Consider the following 15977-nt stretch of genomic DNA (forward strand, 5'->3'; position numbering starts at 1 on the left):
CCGGCCTGGAGAACGATCAAGGCCCGGTCTGCGTGAAGCAGACCGGGCCTTGACCCTCGAGGGTGAGTGACGGGACTTGAACCCGCGGCCACCTGGACCACAACCAGGTGCTCTACCAACTGAGCTACACCCACCATGACCGGGTCGTTTCCGACCGGCCGAGAAAAAGTGTACAGGGTCCGGACGGGTGCTCGCGCACCCCTTTTGCGGGCGCCTGTGGGCACCGCGCGGTGGCTGCTATTCGGTGGGCAGCACGTGCTGTGCGGCGATGCGCTTGGCGGTGTCCGAGTCGGGACCGGGCTGCGGTACGAAGACGGCTTCCCGGTAGTAGCGGAGTTCGGCGATGGATTCGCGGATGTCGGCGAGTGCCCGGTGGTTGCCGTTCTTCTCGGGGCTGTTGAAGTAGGCCCGCGGGTACCAGCGCCGGGCGAGCTCCTTGACGGAGGAGACGTCCACGATGCGGTAGTGCAGGTAGCCCTCGAGGTCGGGCATGTCCCGCAGCAGGAAGCCGCGGTCGGTGCCGACGGAGTTCCCGCAGAGCGGCGCCTTGCCCGGTTCCTTGACGTGTTCGCGTACGTACGCCAGGACCTGGTCCTCGGCGTCGGCGAGGGTGGTGCCGGCGGCGAGTTCCTCGAGGAGGCCCGAGGCGGTGTGCATGTCGCGCACCACCTCGGGCATCGTCTCGAGGGCCGCGTCCGGCGGGCGGATCACGATGTCCACGCCGTCGCCGAGTACGTTCAACTCCGAGTCGGTGACCAGTGCGGCCACCTCGATAAGTGCGTCGTCCGTCAGCGAGAGCCCGGTCATCTCGCAGTCGATCCACACCATGCGATCGTTCATATGTCTCACCCTACGGGGCGCTCCCGCTGGCCGGGCAGCGTCGGGCGGGCGGGCGCGTAGGCGTCGGAGGTGGGTTTGCCACCGTCCGACGCCACCGGCGTGCCGGTCGCTCCGAGTGCCACTGCTGCGGCCGTGCGTCTGGTCTGCGCGGGTACGGGTCCCGCGAGCTCGGCCTCGACGGGGCGCTCGCCCTGCGGCCTGCGCGCCCGGTAGGCGGCGCGGTACGCGGCGGGGGAGGACCCCAGCTGGCGGCGGAAGTGCCCGCGCAGGGCGACCGGTGAGCGGAAGCCGCAGCGGCCTGCGACCTCGTCCACCGAGTAGTCGGAGGTCTCGAGCAGCCGCTGGGCCTGCAGTACCCGCTGGGTGATCAGCCACTGCAGGGGGGCGCTGCCGGTGAGCGAGCGGAACCGCCGGTCGAAGGTCCGCCGGCTCATGTAGGCGCGCGCGGCGAGGGTCTCCACGTCGAACTGTTCGTGGAGGTGCTCGAGTGCCCAGGCGACGACCTCGGCGAGCGGGTCGGCGCCGATCTCCTCCGGTAAAGACCTGTCGAGGTAGCGCTCCTGACCGCCGCTGCGGCGCGGTGGTACGACGAGGCGGCGGGCGAGTGCCCCGGCGGCCTCGCTGCCGTGGTCGCTGCGCACGATGTGCAGGCAGAGGTCTATGCCGGCGGCGGTGCCCGCGGAGGTGAGGACGTCGCCGTCGTCGACGAAGAGCTCGCGCGGGTCGACGTGCACCGACGGGTAGCGCTTGGCGAGGGTGGGTGCGTACATCCAGTGGGTGGTCGCCGGGCGGCCGTCGAGCAGTCCGGCGGCGGCGAGCACGAAGGCTCCGGTGCACAGGCCGACGATCCGTGCGCCCTCCTCGTGGGCCCGGCGGAGCGCCTCGAGCGACTCCGCGGGTGGCGGGGAGGTGATGGACCGCCATGCGGGGACGACGACGGTGCCGGCCTTCGCGATGGCCTCCAGGCCGTGTGGCGCGGTGAGTTCGAGTCCGCCGGTCGTCCTGAGCGGCCCCTCCTCGCCGGAACAGACCATGAGGCGATACCGCGGTACGCCGGCGTCCTGGCGGTCGATCCCGAACACCGAGAGCGGGATGGAGCTCTCGAAGATGGGGCCGCCGCTGAACAGCAGCACGGCGACGATTTCCCTGCGTCGGCGTCCGGTGAGTTTCCTTGCCTCCTCCGGTGCGGCAGTGGAGTCGTGGCTCACGGTGCTAAGCCCCCCTCGATAGTCGCGGCTCCTCGACTGTGTCGCTGGCTCCCTCGGTCCTGCGCACGGTCCTTCACAATCACAGTCCCTGTCACAGTCCCTCGGTCCTGCACGAGTCCCCCGCCCAGACGGTCATGATCGAATCTACTGCGTCCCGTGGGGCCTGCGTGACCAGTTCAGGACTCGACACATTGTCGACAAGGCAACTTGGCGTGAAGCATTCGATCACGAAGCGTGGCACTCAAGGGCGTTCCGTGGAAGTACGCCTCGGATCCATGGCCGGTCCCCGTAGGGTGCGTCGACCCGCTCCACCCCTTTCAGCCCTGGTGGTAAGGGGGTTGGAGGCCCGGAGTGCCAACGCTCCGGGCACTGCCGGAGTTTGGCTGAAAGTAGACGGGGGCGCACAGTCGGATCAAGTCAGCGCCGCGCGTAATTCAAGCCGAGTGTCGACCGCTGCTGTGCGCCCCTGTGTGCGCCCTGTCGCGTCGGGCTCGCGGCAGGTCCACGGCGCCGGCGGACGGTGGGTCCGCCGGGAGTGCGGGCGTCCCTTCGGCAGGACCGGCCGCGTCGCTCCGCGCACCGCGCTCGCAACGGCGGAGCAGCACCCGGCACACCCCGGTGACGGCCGCCAGGCCGAGCGCGGCCTCCGCGGTGCCGAGCAGCCCGGTGCCGTAGATCACGAGTACCACCGGCACCAGGACGCAGCTGAAGGCGGCCCAGCGGACCAGATCCCCGACGGTGTCGGCCTCCGGTGCCGTCTCGGGCGCCGGGTCGCTCGATCCGGTGGATGCGGGGGACGGTCCGGGCACTGCGTGCTCCCTCTGGCTCGATGTCTCCCGTTCAACGTCACGCCTTCCGGCCGGTCACTGTCCGTGGGGCGGCGAGGTGACGCGGCCCCGGAACGGACGCGGAGGGAGCCGGCCGGTGGTGGGGTTCCTGGGGCATCCGGCGATTCAAGGGGCTTACACGGCTTACACCTGCTGATACGGGGCAGAAGCGGGCCAGAATGCTGTACCTGCCAGCGACCGTTGCCATCCGGGGCGACCTCGTGCATGCTCCCTGGAATGCCGCGGAACCCTTGCGGGAACTGGGCAGGGCAGGAGTGTCGCCGTACCCTTGGGGGTATGGGGTCGGGAAGATGAATCCCGGACAGGCATCCCTGTCGTCCGACCGCCCGTCCAGTACGCATCGTCCCCGCTCCACACCGTTCCTCCGACCACGTGGCCGCCCCGGCAGCCGCAGAGACCACAGCAGCCGCCCTCCACCGAGGACTTTCTTCGCCGAGACACCGATGGCCGGTCACGAATTCCCTGAACCCACGGACCGCAAGCGGCAGGTCACCGATCCCACGGTCGACCCCCTGGCGGCGGAAGAAGCACGTCACCCCTGCGATCCGGCCTTCCGGCACGGTGTCGTCGTCGGCTTCGACGGATCGACCTCGAGCGAGCGGGCCCTGTCGTACGCGATCGGCATGGCGAACCGCACGGGCTCGGGCCTGATCATCGTGCACGTGGCCAACCGGCTGCCGACCACCGTCTGGGCGGGCTGCGAACCGCCGGTGTTCGTCGACGTCCCCGATCACCGCACCGAAGTGCTCGGCCTCGAGCTGGCCTGTGCGGACTATCTCGGCTCGGTCTCCTGGATCCTGGTCGAGCGCGGCGGCGACATCTGTCACGAACTCGAGGAAGTGGGCCGGGAGTACGAGGCGGACGCCATCGTCGTCGGCTCCACACACGGGCTCGTGGGGCGGATGTTCGGATCGGTGGCGGGCCGGCTCGCCAAGCGCGCGCAGCGCCCCGTCGTCGTCATTCCCTGACCGGCGTCCGCAGCCGCCGCCCCAGTCGGCGCCCAGCCGGTTCCTCAGCCCGCGCCTCATTCCGTAACGCGGCTGCGGGCCTGCTCATATCGGCCTGTCGGGCCGTCAACTTCCTTCCGGATCAACGGAATCTACCCGCGCGTAGAGGTGCTGTGCGCCCTTGCCGCGGGTACGTATCAGGCACGGGCGTCCACGCGGTGACGCCGGGTCGGCGAGCTGCCGGCCGGTGGGTGACGGCCGCCGGCGCGCGGCAGCCTGAGGCCGGGGTTAGGGCGATCCCGGCATCCGAAGGGAGCGGCCCCCTGAGTGCGTGGTGGCACACGCAGGGGGCCGCTCCCGTATGCTCCCCGCCGGCACCGGACGGGAGCGGCCGGATCCGGAAGCGGCCGACTACTCGACCGTCACCGACTTGGCCAGGTTGCGCGGCTTGTCGATGTCCCGGCCGAGGGCCAACGCCGTGTGGTAGGCGAGGAGTTGGAGCGGGATGCCCATCAGGATCGGGTCGAGCTCGGTCTCGTTCTTCGGCACCACCACGGTGTGGTCGGCCTTCTCCTGCTCCTGGTGGGCGACCGCGAGGATCCGGCCGCTGCGGGCCTTGATCTCCTCGAGCGCCGCGCGGTTCTTCTCGAGCAGGTCGTCGTCGGGGACGATCGCCACCGTCGGCAGGGCCGGCTCGATGAGGGCGAGCGGGCCGTGCTTGAGCTCCGAGGCGGGATACGCCTCGGCGTGGATGTAGGAGATCTCCTTGAGCTTCAGGGAGGCCTCGAGTGCCACCGGGTAGCCGCGCACCCGGCCGATGAACATCATCGACTTGGCGTCCGCGTACTCCTCGGCGAGCTTCTTGATCTCGTCCTCCTGCTGGAGGATCTCGGAGATCTGCTCGGGCAGTTTGCGCAGGCCGGCGATGAGCCGCTTGCCGTCGGCGACCGACAGGTCCCGGATGCGGCCGAGGTGCAGGGCGAGGAGGGCGAAGGCGACGACGGTGTTGGTGAAGCACTTGGTGGAGACCACGCAGACCTCGGGCCCCGCGTGCACGTACACGCCGCCGTCGGTCTCGCGGGCGATCGCCGAGCCCACCACATTGACCACGCCGAGCACCCGGGCGCCCTTGCGCTTGAGTTCCTGCACGGCGGCCAGCGCGTCGTACGTCTCACCGGACTGGGAGACCGCGACATAGAGCGTGTCGGGGTCCACGACGGGATTGCGGTAGCGGAACTCGGAGGCCGGCTCCGCGTCCGCGGGGATGCGCGCGAGCTCCTCGATCAGTCCGGCGCCGATCAGGCCCGCGTGGTACGAGGTACCGCAGCCGAGGATCTTCACCCGGCGGATGGTGCGCGCCTCGCGGGCGTCCAGATTGAGTCCGCCCAGGTGGACGGTGGAGAACCGGTCGTCGATACGGCCGCGCAGCACCCGGTCCACGGCGTCGACCTGCTCGGAGATCTCCTTGTGCATGTACGTGTCGTGGCCGCCCATGTCGTACGACTCGGCCTCCCACTCCACGGTGGTCGGCGAGGCCGTCGTGCGGGAGCCCTCGGTGGTGTACGTACGGAAGTCGTCGGCCTTGATGGTGGCCATCTCGCCGTCGTCGAGGGTGACGACCTGGCGGGTGTGCGAGACGAGCGCGGCCACGTCCGAGGCGACGAACATCTCCTTCTCGCCGATGCCGAGCACGACCGGGGAGCCGTTGCGGGCCACCACGATGCGGTCGGTGAAGTCGGCGTGCAGGACGGCGATCCCGTACGTGCCCTCGACGAGGCGGAGGGCCTCGCGGACCTTCTCCTCCAGGGTCGGGGCCTGGGAGCGGGCGATCAGGTGGGTGAGCACCTCGGTGTCGGTCTCGGAGAGGAACTCCACGCCGTCGGCGACGAGCTTGGCGCGCAGCTCGGAGGCGTTGTCGACGATGCCGTTGTGGACGACGGCGACCTTGGACTCGCCGTCCAGGTGCGGGTGGGCGTTCTCGTCGGAGGGGGCGCCGTGGGTGGCCCAGCGGGTGTGCGCGATGCCGGTGGTGCCCGCGAACCGCTTGGGGACACGGGACTCCAGATCACGTACGCGGCCCTTGGCCTTGACCATCTTCAGGCCGCCGGACTTGCCGGTGATCACCACGCCGGCCGAGTCGTAGCCGCGGTACTCGAGGCGCTGCAGGCCTTCGAGCAGCAGGGGAGCCACATCGCGTTTGCCGATGTATCCGACGATTCCGCACATGGGTGTTGGTCCTCTTCTCGGGGTGCTCTGCTCGGTCTTGGGGGCTCGGGGGCTCGGCCCGGGCTGGGCTTTTCGCGAGGGTGGTGGTCAGCCGTAGACGATGCGGCGGAGCTGTCTGAGGGAGAGCTCGGGCGGTGCCACGGCGCGGTAGTCGAGTTCGCCGGCGATCTGCTCGAAGATCGCCGCGTTCAGCAGGCCCTGGGCCTGGAGTTCGCGGTGTCTGCGGCGGACGTAGTCCTCGGCGGTCTCGTCGAAGTACGCCAGGACGTCCTGGATGACCCGCAGGGCCTCGCCCCGCTGGAGGGAGGTGCTGCGCGTCAGGTGGTCGACCAGGTCCTCGTGCACTCGACGATCCTGGGGTATGGGCGAGTGCATCGCAAGAATCCTGCCCGAATCCGGGCAGGATCGTGGCGTTCCATGGGTGTTCGGTCGGGCGCGCGGTCGGGTTCCGTCGGGTTCTGTCGGGTTCCGTCCGGCGGAGGGCTTCAGAGGCGCTTGAGTACCGCCTGCTTGGCGAGGCTGAACTCTTCGTCGGTGAGCACTCCCGACTGGTGCAGCTCGCCCAGCTCCCGCAGCCGGCGCAGGAGCGCGTCGTGATCGTCGTTCGCAGGGGCGGGGGAGCGGGTGGCGCCGGGCGTATCAGCGGAAGGGGTGGGCGACGCGGGTCCGGCGATGGCAGCTGTCGGTTCCGGGCTCGCGGGGTGCGGCATCCGGGCCCGTACCGCGGCCGCCACCAAGGCCATCAGGGGGTCCTTCTTGAAGCCGAAGAGCTCCACCGAATTCGGGTCGTACTTCGGCGGGGCCTTGGTCGGTGCGTGCCGCACGGTGAAGCGGAGGTAGCCGTTCTCCCAGCCGACCGCGGGATGCCACTCGACGGTGGCGAGATCGCTGAGGGCGAGGGAGCGGGCGCCGGCCGCGGACTTGGCCTCCTCGGCGTTCCACTTCCACTCGAGGCGGATCTGCTCACCGTCGAAGGAGACCGTGCCGTCGCCGGCGGTCGCCGACAGCGGCACCGCGGGACCGGGCAGCAGATAGCTGTCGCTCGGTTCGGACGGGACCTGCTCGAGGAGCAGGGCGTTGCGCACCTCGTCCACGAAGTACTCGGCGACTCCGTAGCGGTCGGAGTCCACGGTCAGCTGATAGGGGTCCGAGGCGTCCTCGAGCTTGCCGTGCGTGACCTGGAGCAGCGGATCCGCGCCGTCCCGCAGCCGGAGCCGCAGCCGCCCCGACTTCTTGCCCTGCTCGAACGAGATGGCGGCCACTGCCCTTACGGGGACGGCCAGTTCGCCGAGGGTCTTGCGCAGCAGGCTCACCCCCTTGTCGCGGCCCGGGACGATCCGCAGGGTCTCGCCGTCGAAGGTCCAGGTCCCGTCGCGCTGGATGATTTCCGCCATGCCGCGATTCTGTCATCAGGCCTGTCGGGCCGGTCGTTCAAAATTGGTCTACACCCCTTGACCGGGCCCTGGTGTGCCGGTAGCCATGAGGAGGTTGGGATGCACATGCCGCGCCGGCCGTCCGTCGCGGCGCCGGGGGTCTTCCGTACGCCCCGGGGAACCACAGCTGAGAGCCCGTCGAAGGGAACCGAGCCTGTGAGCCGTCCACGATCCACACCACGTCCGCCGGCCGCACCGCGTCTGCCGGGCCGCATCCTGGGTGCGCTGCTCCTCGTCGGGGCCGTCGGGGTCTGCGGAGTCGGGGCCGCGCCGGCCAGCGGGGCCGAGCAGCCGGCGCCAGTCCCGCTCGGCCGCGTGATCCCCGCTCCGTCCTCGGTGCAGGCGGAGGGGCCCGGCTACGAGATCACCGAGGGCACGCAGATCCGTGTCGGGGGAGAAGACGGAGGAGAAGGCGGCGATGCGCGCCGCGTCGGCGACTATCTGGCGGATGTGCTGCGGCCGTCCACCGGGCATCCGCTGCCCGTCACCGAGGACTCGGGCAACGACGGCATCCGGCTCGAACTCTCGCCGGACGAGAGCGACTTGGGCGAGGAGGGCTACCGGCTCGAGTCCGGCGACGAGGCCGTCACCATCACCGCCCGCGAGCCGGCGGGACTCTTCCACGGCGTCCAGACGCTGCGTCAGCAGCTGCCCGCGTCCGTGGAGCAGGACACCGAACAGCCGGGGCCCTGGCAGGTGGCCGGCGGCACCATCGAGGACGTCCCGCGCTACGCCTACCGCTCCGCCATGCTCGACGTCTCACGGCACTTCTTCAGCCCGGACAAGGTCAAGCGGTACATCGACCAGCTGGCGCTCTACAAGATCAACAAGCTGCATCTGCATCTCAGTGACGACCAGGGCTGGCGCATCGCCATCGACTCCTGGCCGCGGCTCGCCGAGTACGGCGGTTCCACCCAGGTCGGCGGCGGCGAGGGCGGCTATTACACCAAGGCCGAGTACAAGGACCTGGTGAAGTACGCGTCCTCCCGGAACCTCGAGGTGATTCCCGAGATCGACCTGCCGGGCCACACCAACGCGGCCCTCGCCTCGTACGCCGAACTCAACTGCGACGGCGTCGCCCCGCCGCTCTACACCGGCACCGAGGTCGGCTTCAGTTCGCTCTGCGTCGACAAGGAGATCACGTACGACTTCGTCGACGACGTGATCCGCGAGATCGCCGAGCTCACCCCCGGCAAGTACCTCCACATCGGCGGTGACGAGGCGCACTCCACCACCCACGAGGACTACGTCGCGTTCATGAACCGGGTGCAGCCGGTCGTCGGCAAGTACGGCAAGACCGTGGTGGGCTGGCACCAGTTGACCGCCGCCACGCCCGTGGAGGGTGCGGTCGCGCAGTACTGGGGTTACGACGCGACGAGCGCGGAGGAGCGCAAGCAGGTCGCCGACGCGGGGAAGAACGGCACGGGTGTCGTGCTCTCGCCCGCGGACCGCTCGTATCTCGACATGAAGTACGACGAGGACACGCCGCTCGGCCTGTCCTGGGCGGGACTTGTCGAGGTCGACCGGTCGTACGACTGGGATCCGGCCTCCTATCTGGAGGGGCTGCCCGAGGACGCGGTGCTCGGTGTCGAGGCGCCGCTGTGGTCGGAGACGTTGTCCGAGTCGGACGAGGTGGAGTTCATGGCGTTCCCGCGGCTTCCCGGGATCGCGGAGCTGGGGTGGTCGCCGGCGGGGTCCCACTCCTGGGACGAGTACAAGGCTCGGCTGGCCGAGCAGGGGGCTCGGTGGGATGCGCTCGGGATCAATTACTACAGGTCGCCTGTGGTGCCGTGGCCTGCGGCCGGCGATTGAGGGACTGTCCGGCAAATCCAGCCCGTCCGGCGTTTGAGGACATCTTTTGACCGGCGGTCAGGGCGCGTGGTTTCCAGGGCGCTGCCCCGGACCCCTCCCCCAAGCTCTCGGCTCCGCTCGAGCACGGGGGACCCCCATCTCAAACGCCGGAGGGGCTGAATGTGGTGCCGGGTTTGGGTCAGAGACCCAATTCTCGGGCGATCAGCATGCGTTGGACCTCGCTCGTGCCCTCGCCGATCTCGAGGATCTTGGAGTCGCGCCACATACGCGCGACCGGGTACTCGTTCATGAAGCCGTAGCCGCCGTGGATCTGGGTGGCTTCGCGGGCGTTGTCCACCGCGATCGTGGAGGAATACAGCTTGGCGAGGGCCGCCTCCTTCTTGAAGGGCTCGCCGCTGACCAGCCGGGAGGCCGCGTCCCGCCAGGCGAGGCGGGAGGTGTGGGCCTTCATCTCCATGTCGGCGAGCTTGAACTGGATCGCCTGGTTCGCACCGATCGGCCGGCCGAAGGCGTGCCGCTCCTTGGCGTACCGGACGGATTCGTCCACACAGCCCTGGGCGAGTCCCGTGGCGAGGGCGGCGATGGCGATCCGGCCCTCGTCGAGGATCCGCAGGAACTGGGCGTAGCCGCGGCCCTGGGTGCCGAGCAGATTCGCCGCGGGGACGCGGACGTCGGAGAAGGAGAGCTCGCGGGTGTCCGAGGCGTTCCAGCCGACCTTCGAGTACGGGGCGGCCACCGTGAATCCGGGAGTGCCGGACGGGACGATGATCGACGAGATCAGCGGCTTGCCGTCCTCCGTGCGGCCCGTCACCGCGGTGACCGTGACCAGGCCGGTGATGTCCGTGCCGGAGTTGGTGATGAAGCACTTGCTGCCGTTGATCACCCATTCGTCCGTGGCCCCGTCGAGGCGGGCCGTGGTGCGGGTGCCGCCCGCGTCCGAGCCGCCGTCCGGCTCGGTCAGGCCGAACGCTCCGAGGATCTCGCCGGAGCACATCCGCGGCAGCCACTGCCGCTTCTGCTCCTCGGTGCCGAACAGATGCAGCGGCATCGCGCCGAGCGAGACACCGGCCTCCAGGGTGATCGCCACCGACGAGTCGACCCGCGCCAACTCCTCGAGGGCCAGGCCCAGGGCCAGATAGTCGCCGCCCATCCCGCCGTACTCCTCGGGGAACGGCAGCCCGAACAGTCCCATCCGCCCCATCTCGCGCACGATCTCGTACGGGAACTCGTGGCGCTCGTACAGGTCACCGATCTTGGGTGCCACCACGTCGTGGGCGAACTCCTCGACGGTACGCCGGAGTTCCTCGTGCTCGGGGGAGAGCCGGTGGTCGAGCGGCATGATCAGGACTCCTTGTCGTCGGGGCCGGCCGGGGTGGAGGCGGGGTGGCCGGCCTCGGGCTCCCGGTCGGATGCGGTGCGTTCCGTGCCGACCCCGGTGAGGGCGCGGACGGTGCGGGACGGGCTGGGGCGGCCGAGGTGTCCGGCCATCCAGCTGCTGGTGGCGGTGAGCCGGCCGAGGTCGACCCCGGTTTCGACACCGAGGCCCTGGAGCATCCACACCAGGTCCTCGGTGGCGAGATTCCCCGTGGCGCTCTTCGCGTACGGGCAGCCGCCCAGGCCGCCTGCCGAGGCGTCGACGGTGGTGACGCCGTGCTGCAGGGCGGCCAGGGTGTTGGCGAGGGCCTGGCCGTAGGTGTCGTGGAAGTGGACGCCGATCGCCGTGGTGGGGACACCGCCCTCATCGAGCGCGGCGAGCAGTGCGGTGACATGGCCAGGGGTGGCGACTCCGATGGTGTCGCCGAGACTCAACTCGTCGCAGCCCTGGTCGAACAGGGACTTGGCGACGTGCACCACTTGGGAGAGCGGGACCGGCCCCTCCCACGGGTCGCCGAAGCACATGGACAGGTAGCCCCGTACCCGTACACCCTCGGCCTTGGCGCGGGCGACGACCGGCTCGAACATGGCGAGTGACTCGGCCACGGTGCGGTTGAGGTTGCGCGAGGCGAACGTCTCGGTGGCCGAGCCGAAGACAGCGATGGAGCGGGCGCCGAGGGCGAGGGCGCGGTCCAGTCCCCGTTCGTTCGGCACCAGGACCGGGAGGGCGATGCCGGCCAGGTCGGACAGGCGGGGGAACAGGTCCTCGGCGTCGGCCAGTTGGGGCACCCATGTGGGGTGGACGAAGCTGGTCGCCTCGACGGTGGTCAGCCCCGCGTCCGCCAGACGGTGGATGAACTCCGCCTTGATCTCGGTGGGTACGGTCGCCGACTCGTTCTGCAGTCCGTCCCGGGGGCCGACCTCGTGGATACGGATCCGGGCCGGCAGGCCCGGGGCGGGGAAGCTCATCGGCAGGGCGGCGGGGCCGTGCGGGGTGCTGGTCATGATGCCCCCTCGGGGGAGTGGGTGGCTGCACCGGACGCGGGCTCGGCGCCGGAGGAGGCAGGGTCCGCGTCGTCGGGGGTCACCACCGCCAGGATCTGGTCCATGGCCACCGTGGCGCCCGGTGTGACGTCCAGCTCGGCCACGGTGCCTGCGTGCGGTGCGGAGATCACGTGTTCCATCTTCATCGCCTCGACGACGAGCAGGCTCTGCCCTGCCGTCACGTGGTCACCCACCGCGGCCTTGACCACGGTCACGGTGCCGGGCATCGGGGCCGCCAGGGTGTCGGCACCGGCGTGCGCGGTGCCCCGCAGCGCCGCCTCCACCGGGTCGTGCCGCTGCACCCGCCAGGAGTCGCCGTCCCGCCCGAGCCAGTCGTCGGTGCCATCGATCGCGTGGCTGAACGTGTGCGTGACTCCGCCGAGTTCGACGGTGACCCGGCCCGGCCTGACGGCCACGAGACGGGCGAGCAGGCCACGGCGCGGCCCACGGTCCCCCTGCCCGGCGTCGAGCGAGCCGGGGCCCGTGCCGGGCCTGGAATCCGCGTCGGGTCTGGAATCCGCGCTGTGCCCCGTGCCGGACACCGTGCCGCTTCCGGCGTCCGTGCCGCCTCCGGCCCTCGCGCCCGCGCCGGTCCCGGTCCCGGTGCCTGTGTCGTTGCCGGTGACCGTGCTGTCGCCACCTGTTGTGCCGCTTCCGGCCGTCGTGCCGGTCCCGGTGTCGGCTGCGACTGCCGTACGGGTCCCGGTGTCCGTGCCGCCGGCGATGTTCGCGCCGACTCCGGCCGTCGCACCGGCCCCGGTGGCCGTGTCGTCCCCGGACGCCGTGTCGCGTCCGGTGCGCGTGTCGTCCCCGGCCCCCGCGGCAAGCGCCCCCGGACCGTCGAGGCGGATCTCCAGTTCCCCGGTCAGGGGGCGACTCCGGCCGGGGGCAGTGGTCGCCGGGCGTACGGCGAGCGTCACCGGGTCCTGCCCCGGTACCCGCAGGGCGTGCGGCGTCCATGCCGGCTCGCCGCCGAGCCGCCAGCCGTCGGCGGCGGCGAAGGGGTCTGCCCAAGTGCCGCCGCCCGCAGCGGCGTCGGCGAGCCGCGCATGCCGCAGCAGCGCCGCCGTCGCGTACACCTCCGCCGGGACCTCTTCCGAGACCAGCGAGTCCGCGTCCCGCTCCACGAGCCCCGTGTCCAACTCGCCCTCGATCACCGCCGGATGGGCGAGGAGGCGGCGCAGGAAGCCCGCGTTCGTCGGGACGCCGAGGGTCACCGTGTCCGCCAGGGCGGCCCGCAGACCGCGCAGCGCCGCCGCCCGGTCCGGACCGTACGCGATGACCTTCGACAGCATCGGGTCGTACCGGCTGCCGACCTCCGTGCCCTCGCTGAGGCCGGAGTCCGTGCGTACGCCGCCGGCAGCACGGCCGGTCAGCGGGGAGCTCCAGTCGCCGCCCGGCTCGGCGAGCGCGAGCACCGTACCGCCGGACGGCAGGAAGCCGCGGCCCGGGTCCTCGGCGCAGACCCTGGCCTCCACGGCGTGCCCGGTGAGCGTGATGTCCCCCTGGGCGAACGGCAGTTGCTCGCCCGCGGCCACCCGGATCTGCCACTCCACCAGGTCGAGTCCGGTGATTAGCTCGGTGACCGGGTGTTCCACCTGCAGCCGGGTGTTCATCTCCATGAAGCAGTACGCCGCCGGGTCGCCGCCCGGCACGATGAACTCCACGGTGCCCGCGCCCCGGTACCCGCAGGAGCGCGCCGCGCGCACGGCCGCCTCGCCCATCGCGGCCCGGGTCGCCTCGTCGAGCAGTACCGACGGGGCCTCCTCGATGATCTTCTGGTGCCGGCGCTGCAGCGAGCACTCGCGCTCGCCGAGGTGCACCACGCCGCCGTGCCCGTCCGCGAGGACCTGGATCTCGATGTGCCGGGGCCGCTCGATCCAGCGCTCCACGAGCAGCGTGTCGTCGCCGAAGGAGGCGCGGGCCTCGCGCCGCGCGGCGGCGATCTCCTCAAGGAGCGCCGATTCGACGCGGGTCAGCCGCATGCCCTTGCCACCGCCGCCCGCCGACGGCTTGAGCAGCACCGGCATGCCGATCTCCCGGGCGGCCGCGGCCAGTTCGGCATCGGTCAGGCCGCTGCCCGAGGACCCCGGGACGACCGGAACGCCGGCTTCCCGCACGGTCTCCTTGGCCCGGATCTTGTCGCCCATCAGGTCGATGGCGTCCGCGCCGGGACCGATGAAGACCAGGCCGGCCTCCTCGCAGGCGCGCGCGAAGCCCGCATTCTCCGCGAGGAAGCCGTATCCCGGGTGGACCGCCCGGGCGCCGCTGCGGGCGGCCGCGTCCAGGAGCCGCTGCACGGACAGATAGCTGTCGGCCGCGGCCGCCGGCCCGATCCGTACCGCCGTGTCCGCCTCGTGCACATGGCGGGCGTCCGCGTCCGCGTCGCTGAAGACCGCGACGGAGCGGATGCCGAGCCGGCGCAGCGTACGGATGACACGGACCGCGATCTCGCCCCGGTTGGCGACGAGCACGGTGTCGAACATGGCCACTCCCGAAGGTCCCTGCACGGATTCCGCTGCTGCCTGTGCCGCTGTCATCGCCGCCCCCTCACATCCGGAAGACGCCGAAGCCGGGGTCTCCCAGCGGGGCGTTCGCACAGGCGGTCAGGGCGAGGCCGACGGTCCTGCGGGTGTCGGCCGGGTCGATCACACCGTCGTCCCAGAGGCGGGCCGTGGCGTAGTACGCATTGCCCTGGGTCTCGTACTGCGCGCGGACCGGGGCCTTGAACTCCTCCTCCGCGGACTCGGACCAGCTCTCGCCGCGGGCCTCCAACTGGTCCCGCTTGACCGTCGCCAGGACCGAGGCGGCCTGTTCGCCGCCCATCACGGAGATCTTGGCGTTGGGCCACATCCACAGGAAGCGCGGGGAGTACGCCCGGCCGCACATCGAGTAGTTTCCCGCGCCGTACGACCCGCCGATCACCACGGTCAGCTTGGGGACGCGGGTGCAGGCCACCGCGGTGACCATCTTGGCGCCGTGCTTGGCGATGCCGCCCGCCTCGTAGTCCCGGCCGACCATGAATCCCGAGATGTTCTGCAGGAAGAGCAGGGGGATGCCGCGCTGGTCGCACAGCTCGATGAAGTGGGCGCCCTTCTGGGCGGATTCGGAGAACAGGATGCCGTTGTTCGCCACGATCCCCACCGGGTGGCCGTGGATGTGGGCGAAGCCGGTGACCAGGGTCGTGCCGTACTCGGCCTTGAACTCCTGGAAGCGGGAGCCGTCCACCACGCGCGCGACGACCTCGCGGACGTCGTAGGGCGTACGGGAGTCGGCCGGCACCGCGCCGTAGAGGCCGTACGGATCGACCTTCGGCTCCTCGGCCGGCTCGGTGGACCAGGGCAGGGGGCCGCGGGCGGGCAGGGTCGCGACGATGTCCCGCACGATGCGCAGGGCGTGCGCGTCATCCTCGGCGAGGTGGTCGGTGACCCCGGAGGTGCGCGAGTGCACCTCGCCGCCGCCCAGCTCCTCGGCCGTGACGACCTCGCCGGTCGCCGCCTTCACCAGGGGCGGGCCGCCGAGGAAGATGGTGCCCTGGCCGCGGACGATCACCGCCTCGTCGCTCATCGCCGGGACGTACGCACCGCCGGCCGTGCAGGAGCCGAGGACCGCGGCGATCTGCGGGATGCCGGCGCCGGACATCCGGGCCTGGTTGTAGAAGATCCGGCCGAAGTGCTCGCGGTCCGGGAAGACCTCGTCCTGCATCGGCAGGAAGGCGCCGCCCGAGTCGACCAGATACAGGCACGGCAGGCGGTTCTCCAGGGCCACTTCCTGGGCGCGCAGGTGCTTCTTGACCGTCATCGGGTAGTACGTGCCGCCCTTGACCGTCGCGTCGTTCGCCACCACCACGCAGTCGCGGCCCGAGACGCGGCCGATGCCGGCGATCACGCCGGCCGCCGGGGCGTCCCCGCCGTACAGCCCGTCCGCCGCGAGCGGCGCCAGCTCCAGGAAGGGCGAGCCCGGGTCGAGCACGGTGTCCACGCGGTCCCGCGGAAGGAGCTTGCCGCGGGCCACATGGCGGGCCCGGGACCGCTCACCGCCGCCGAGCCGGGCCGCGGCGAGCTTCTGGCGCAGCTCCTCGACCAGGGCGTGGTGCGCCGCCTCATTGACCCGCCAGGCCTCCGAGGCGGGATCGACCCCGCTGTGAAGCACCGGTGCCTGCTGCATCGGTCGAGCCCCTTTGCTCGTATGGCCGCGCTCGTACGAGGTGCCCGTAGCTGGTACGAGATGCCTGTACGACCGCGC

General features: G+C 71.1%; 12 protein-coding genes and 1 tRNA gene. 2 read left to right on the forward strand and 11 right to left on the reverse strand.

Features of this window, described 5'->3' with window-relative positions; all coding sequences use genetic code 11:
- Positions 1 to 61: 61 nt before the first annotated feature.
- The 4 genes from DY218_RS10925 to DY218_RS10940 all read right to left on the reverse strand — a co-directional run bounded on the left by DY218_RS10925 (position 62) and on the right by DY218_RS10940 (position 2857).
- Positions 62 to 134: transfer RNA gene (locus DY218_RS10925), tRNA-His, on the reverse strand.
- 103 nt (positions 135 to 237) lie between these two features.
- Positions 238 to 840 carry an oligoribonuclease gene (gene orn / locus DY218_RS10930; RefSeq protein ID WP_128555753.1) on the reverse strand — a complete coding sequence of 201 codons (603 nt, stop codon included), beginning with the start codon at positions 838 to 840 and terminating at the stop codon, positions 238 to 240.
- Positions 841 to 845: 5 nt separating this feature from the next.
- The gene (locus tag DY218_RS10935) at positions 846 to 2048 is read right to left on the reverse strand and encodes a helix-turn-helix domain-containing protein (protein WP_128555754.1); all 1203 of its coding nucleotides are present in this window, start codon (positions 2046 to 2048) and stop codon (positions 846 to 848) included.
- A gap of 434 nt (positions 2049 to 2482) precedes the next feature.
- The gene (locus tag DY218_RS10940) at positions 2483 to 2857 is read right to left on the reverse strand and encodes a hypothetical protein (protein WP_407703600.1); all 375 of its coding nucleotides are present in this window, start codon (positions 2855 to 2857) and stop codon (positions 2483 to 2485) included.
- 482 nt (positions 2858 to 3339) lie between these two features.
- On the opposite strand from DY218_RS10940, the gene DY218_RS10945 reads away from it, so the two are divergent.
- Positions 3340 to 3864 (forward strand): universal stress protein, encoded by a 525-nt coding sequence (locus DY218_RS10945; RefSeq protein ID WP_128555755.1) that lies wholly within the window; start codon positions 3340 to 3342, stop codon positions 3862 to 3864.
- Between the two features lie 390 nt (positions 3865 to 4254).
- On the opposite strand, the gene glmS is transcribed toward DY218_RS10945, so the two are convergent.
- The 3 genes from glmS to DY218_RS10960 all read right to left on the reverse strand — a co-directional run bounded on the left by glmS (position 4255) and on the right by DY218_RS10960 (position 7463).
- The gene (gene glmS, locus DY218_RS10950) at positions 4255 to 6069 is read right to left on the reverse strand and encodes a glutamine--fructose-6-phosphate transaminase (isomerizing) (RefSeq protein WP_128555756.1); all 1815 of its coding nucleotides are present in this window, start codon (positions 6067 to 6069) and stop codon (positions 4255 to 4257) included.
- Positions 6070 to 6156: 87 nt separating this feature from the next.
- Complete coding sequence (locus DY218_RS10955; protein WP_128555784.1) at positions 6157 to 6414, reverse strand: hypothetical protein; 258 nt, start codon at positions 6412 to 6414, stop codon at positions 6157 to 6159.
- A gap of 140 nt (positions 6415 to 6554) precedes the next feature.
- The gene (locus tag DY218_RS10960) at positions 6555 to 7463 is read right to left on the reverse strand and encodes a DUF4429 domain-containing protein (protein ID WP_128555757.1); all 909 of its coding nucleotides are present in this window, start codon (positions 7461 to 7463) and stop codon (positions 6555 to 6557) included.
- A 105-nt stretch (positions 7464 to 7568) separates the two neighbouring features.
- On the opposite strand from DY218_RS10960, the gene DY218_RS10965 reads away from it, so the two are divergent.
- Positions 7569 to 9314, forward strand: coding sequence for a beta-N-acetylhexosaminidase (locus DY218_RS10965; RefSeq protein WP_128555785.1), 1746 nt, complete (start codon positions 7569 to 7571; stop codon positions 9312 to 9314).
- Positions 9315 to 9492: 178 nt separating this feature from the next.
- Here the strand turns inward: DY218_RS10965 and DY218_RS10970 are convergent, their stop codons facing one another.
- The 4 genes from DY218_RS10970 to DY218_RS10990 form a co-directional block, all read right to left on the reverse strand.
- Positions 9493 to 10653, reverse strand: a complete 1161-nt coding sequence (locus DY218_RS10970; protein WP_128555758.1) for an acyl-CoA dehydrogenase family protein — start codon at positions 10651 to 10653, stop codon at positions 9493 to 9495.
- Between the two features lie 2 nt (positions 10654 to 10655).
- Positions 10656 to 11657 (reverse strand): hydroxymethylglutaryl-CoA lyase, encoded by a 1002-nt coding sequence (locus DY218_RS10975; protein WP_128555786.1) that lies wholly within the window; start codon positions 11655 to 11657, stop codon positions 10656 to 10658.
- 32 nt (positions 11658 to 11689) lie between these two features.
- Complete coding sequence (locus tag DY218_RS35025; RefSeq protein WP_233521499.1) at positions 11690 to 14218, reverse strand: acetyl/propionyl/methylcrotonyl-CoA carboxylase subunit alpha; 2529 nt, start codon at positions 14216 to 14218, stop codon at positions 11690 to 11692.
- Positions 14219 to 14282: 64 nt separating this feature from the next.
- Positions 14283 to 15899 carry a carboxyl transferase domain-containing protein gene (locus tag DY218_RS10990; RefSeq protein ID WP_128555759.1) on the reverse strand — a complete coding sequence of 539 codons (1617 nt, stop codon included), beginning with the start codon at positions 15897 to 15899 and terminating at the stop codon, positions 14283 to 14285.
- Positions 15900 to 15977 lie beyond the last annotated feature (78 nt).

This window comes from Streptomyces triticagri, from assembly GCF_003429565.1.
Classification (GTDB): domain Bacteria; phylum Actinomycetota; class Actinomycetes; order Streptomycetales; family Streptomycetaceae; genus Streptomyces; species Streptomyces triticagri.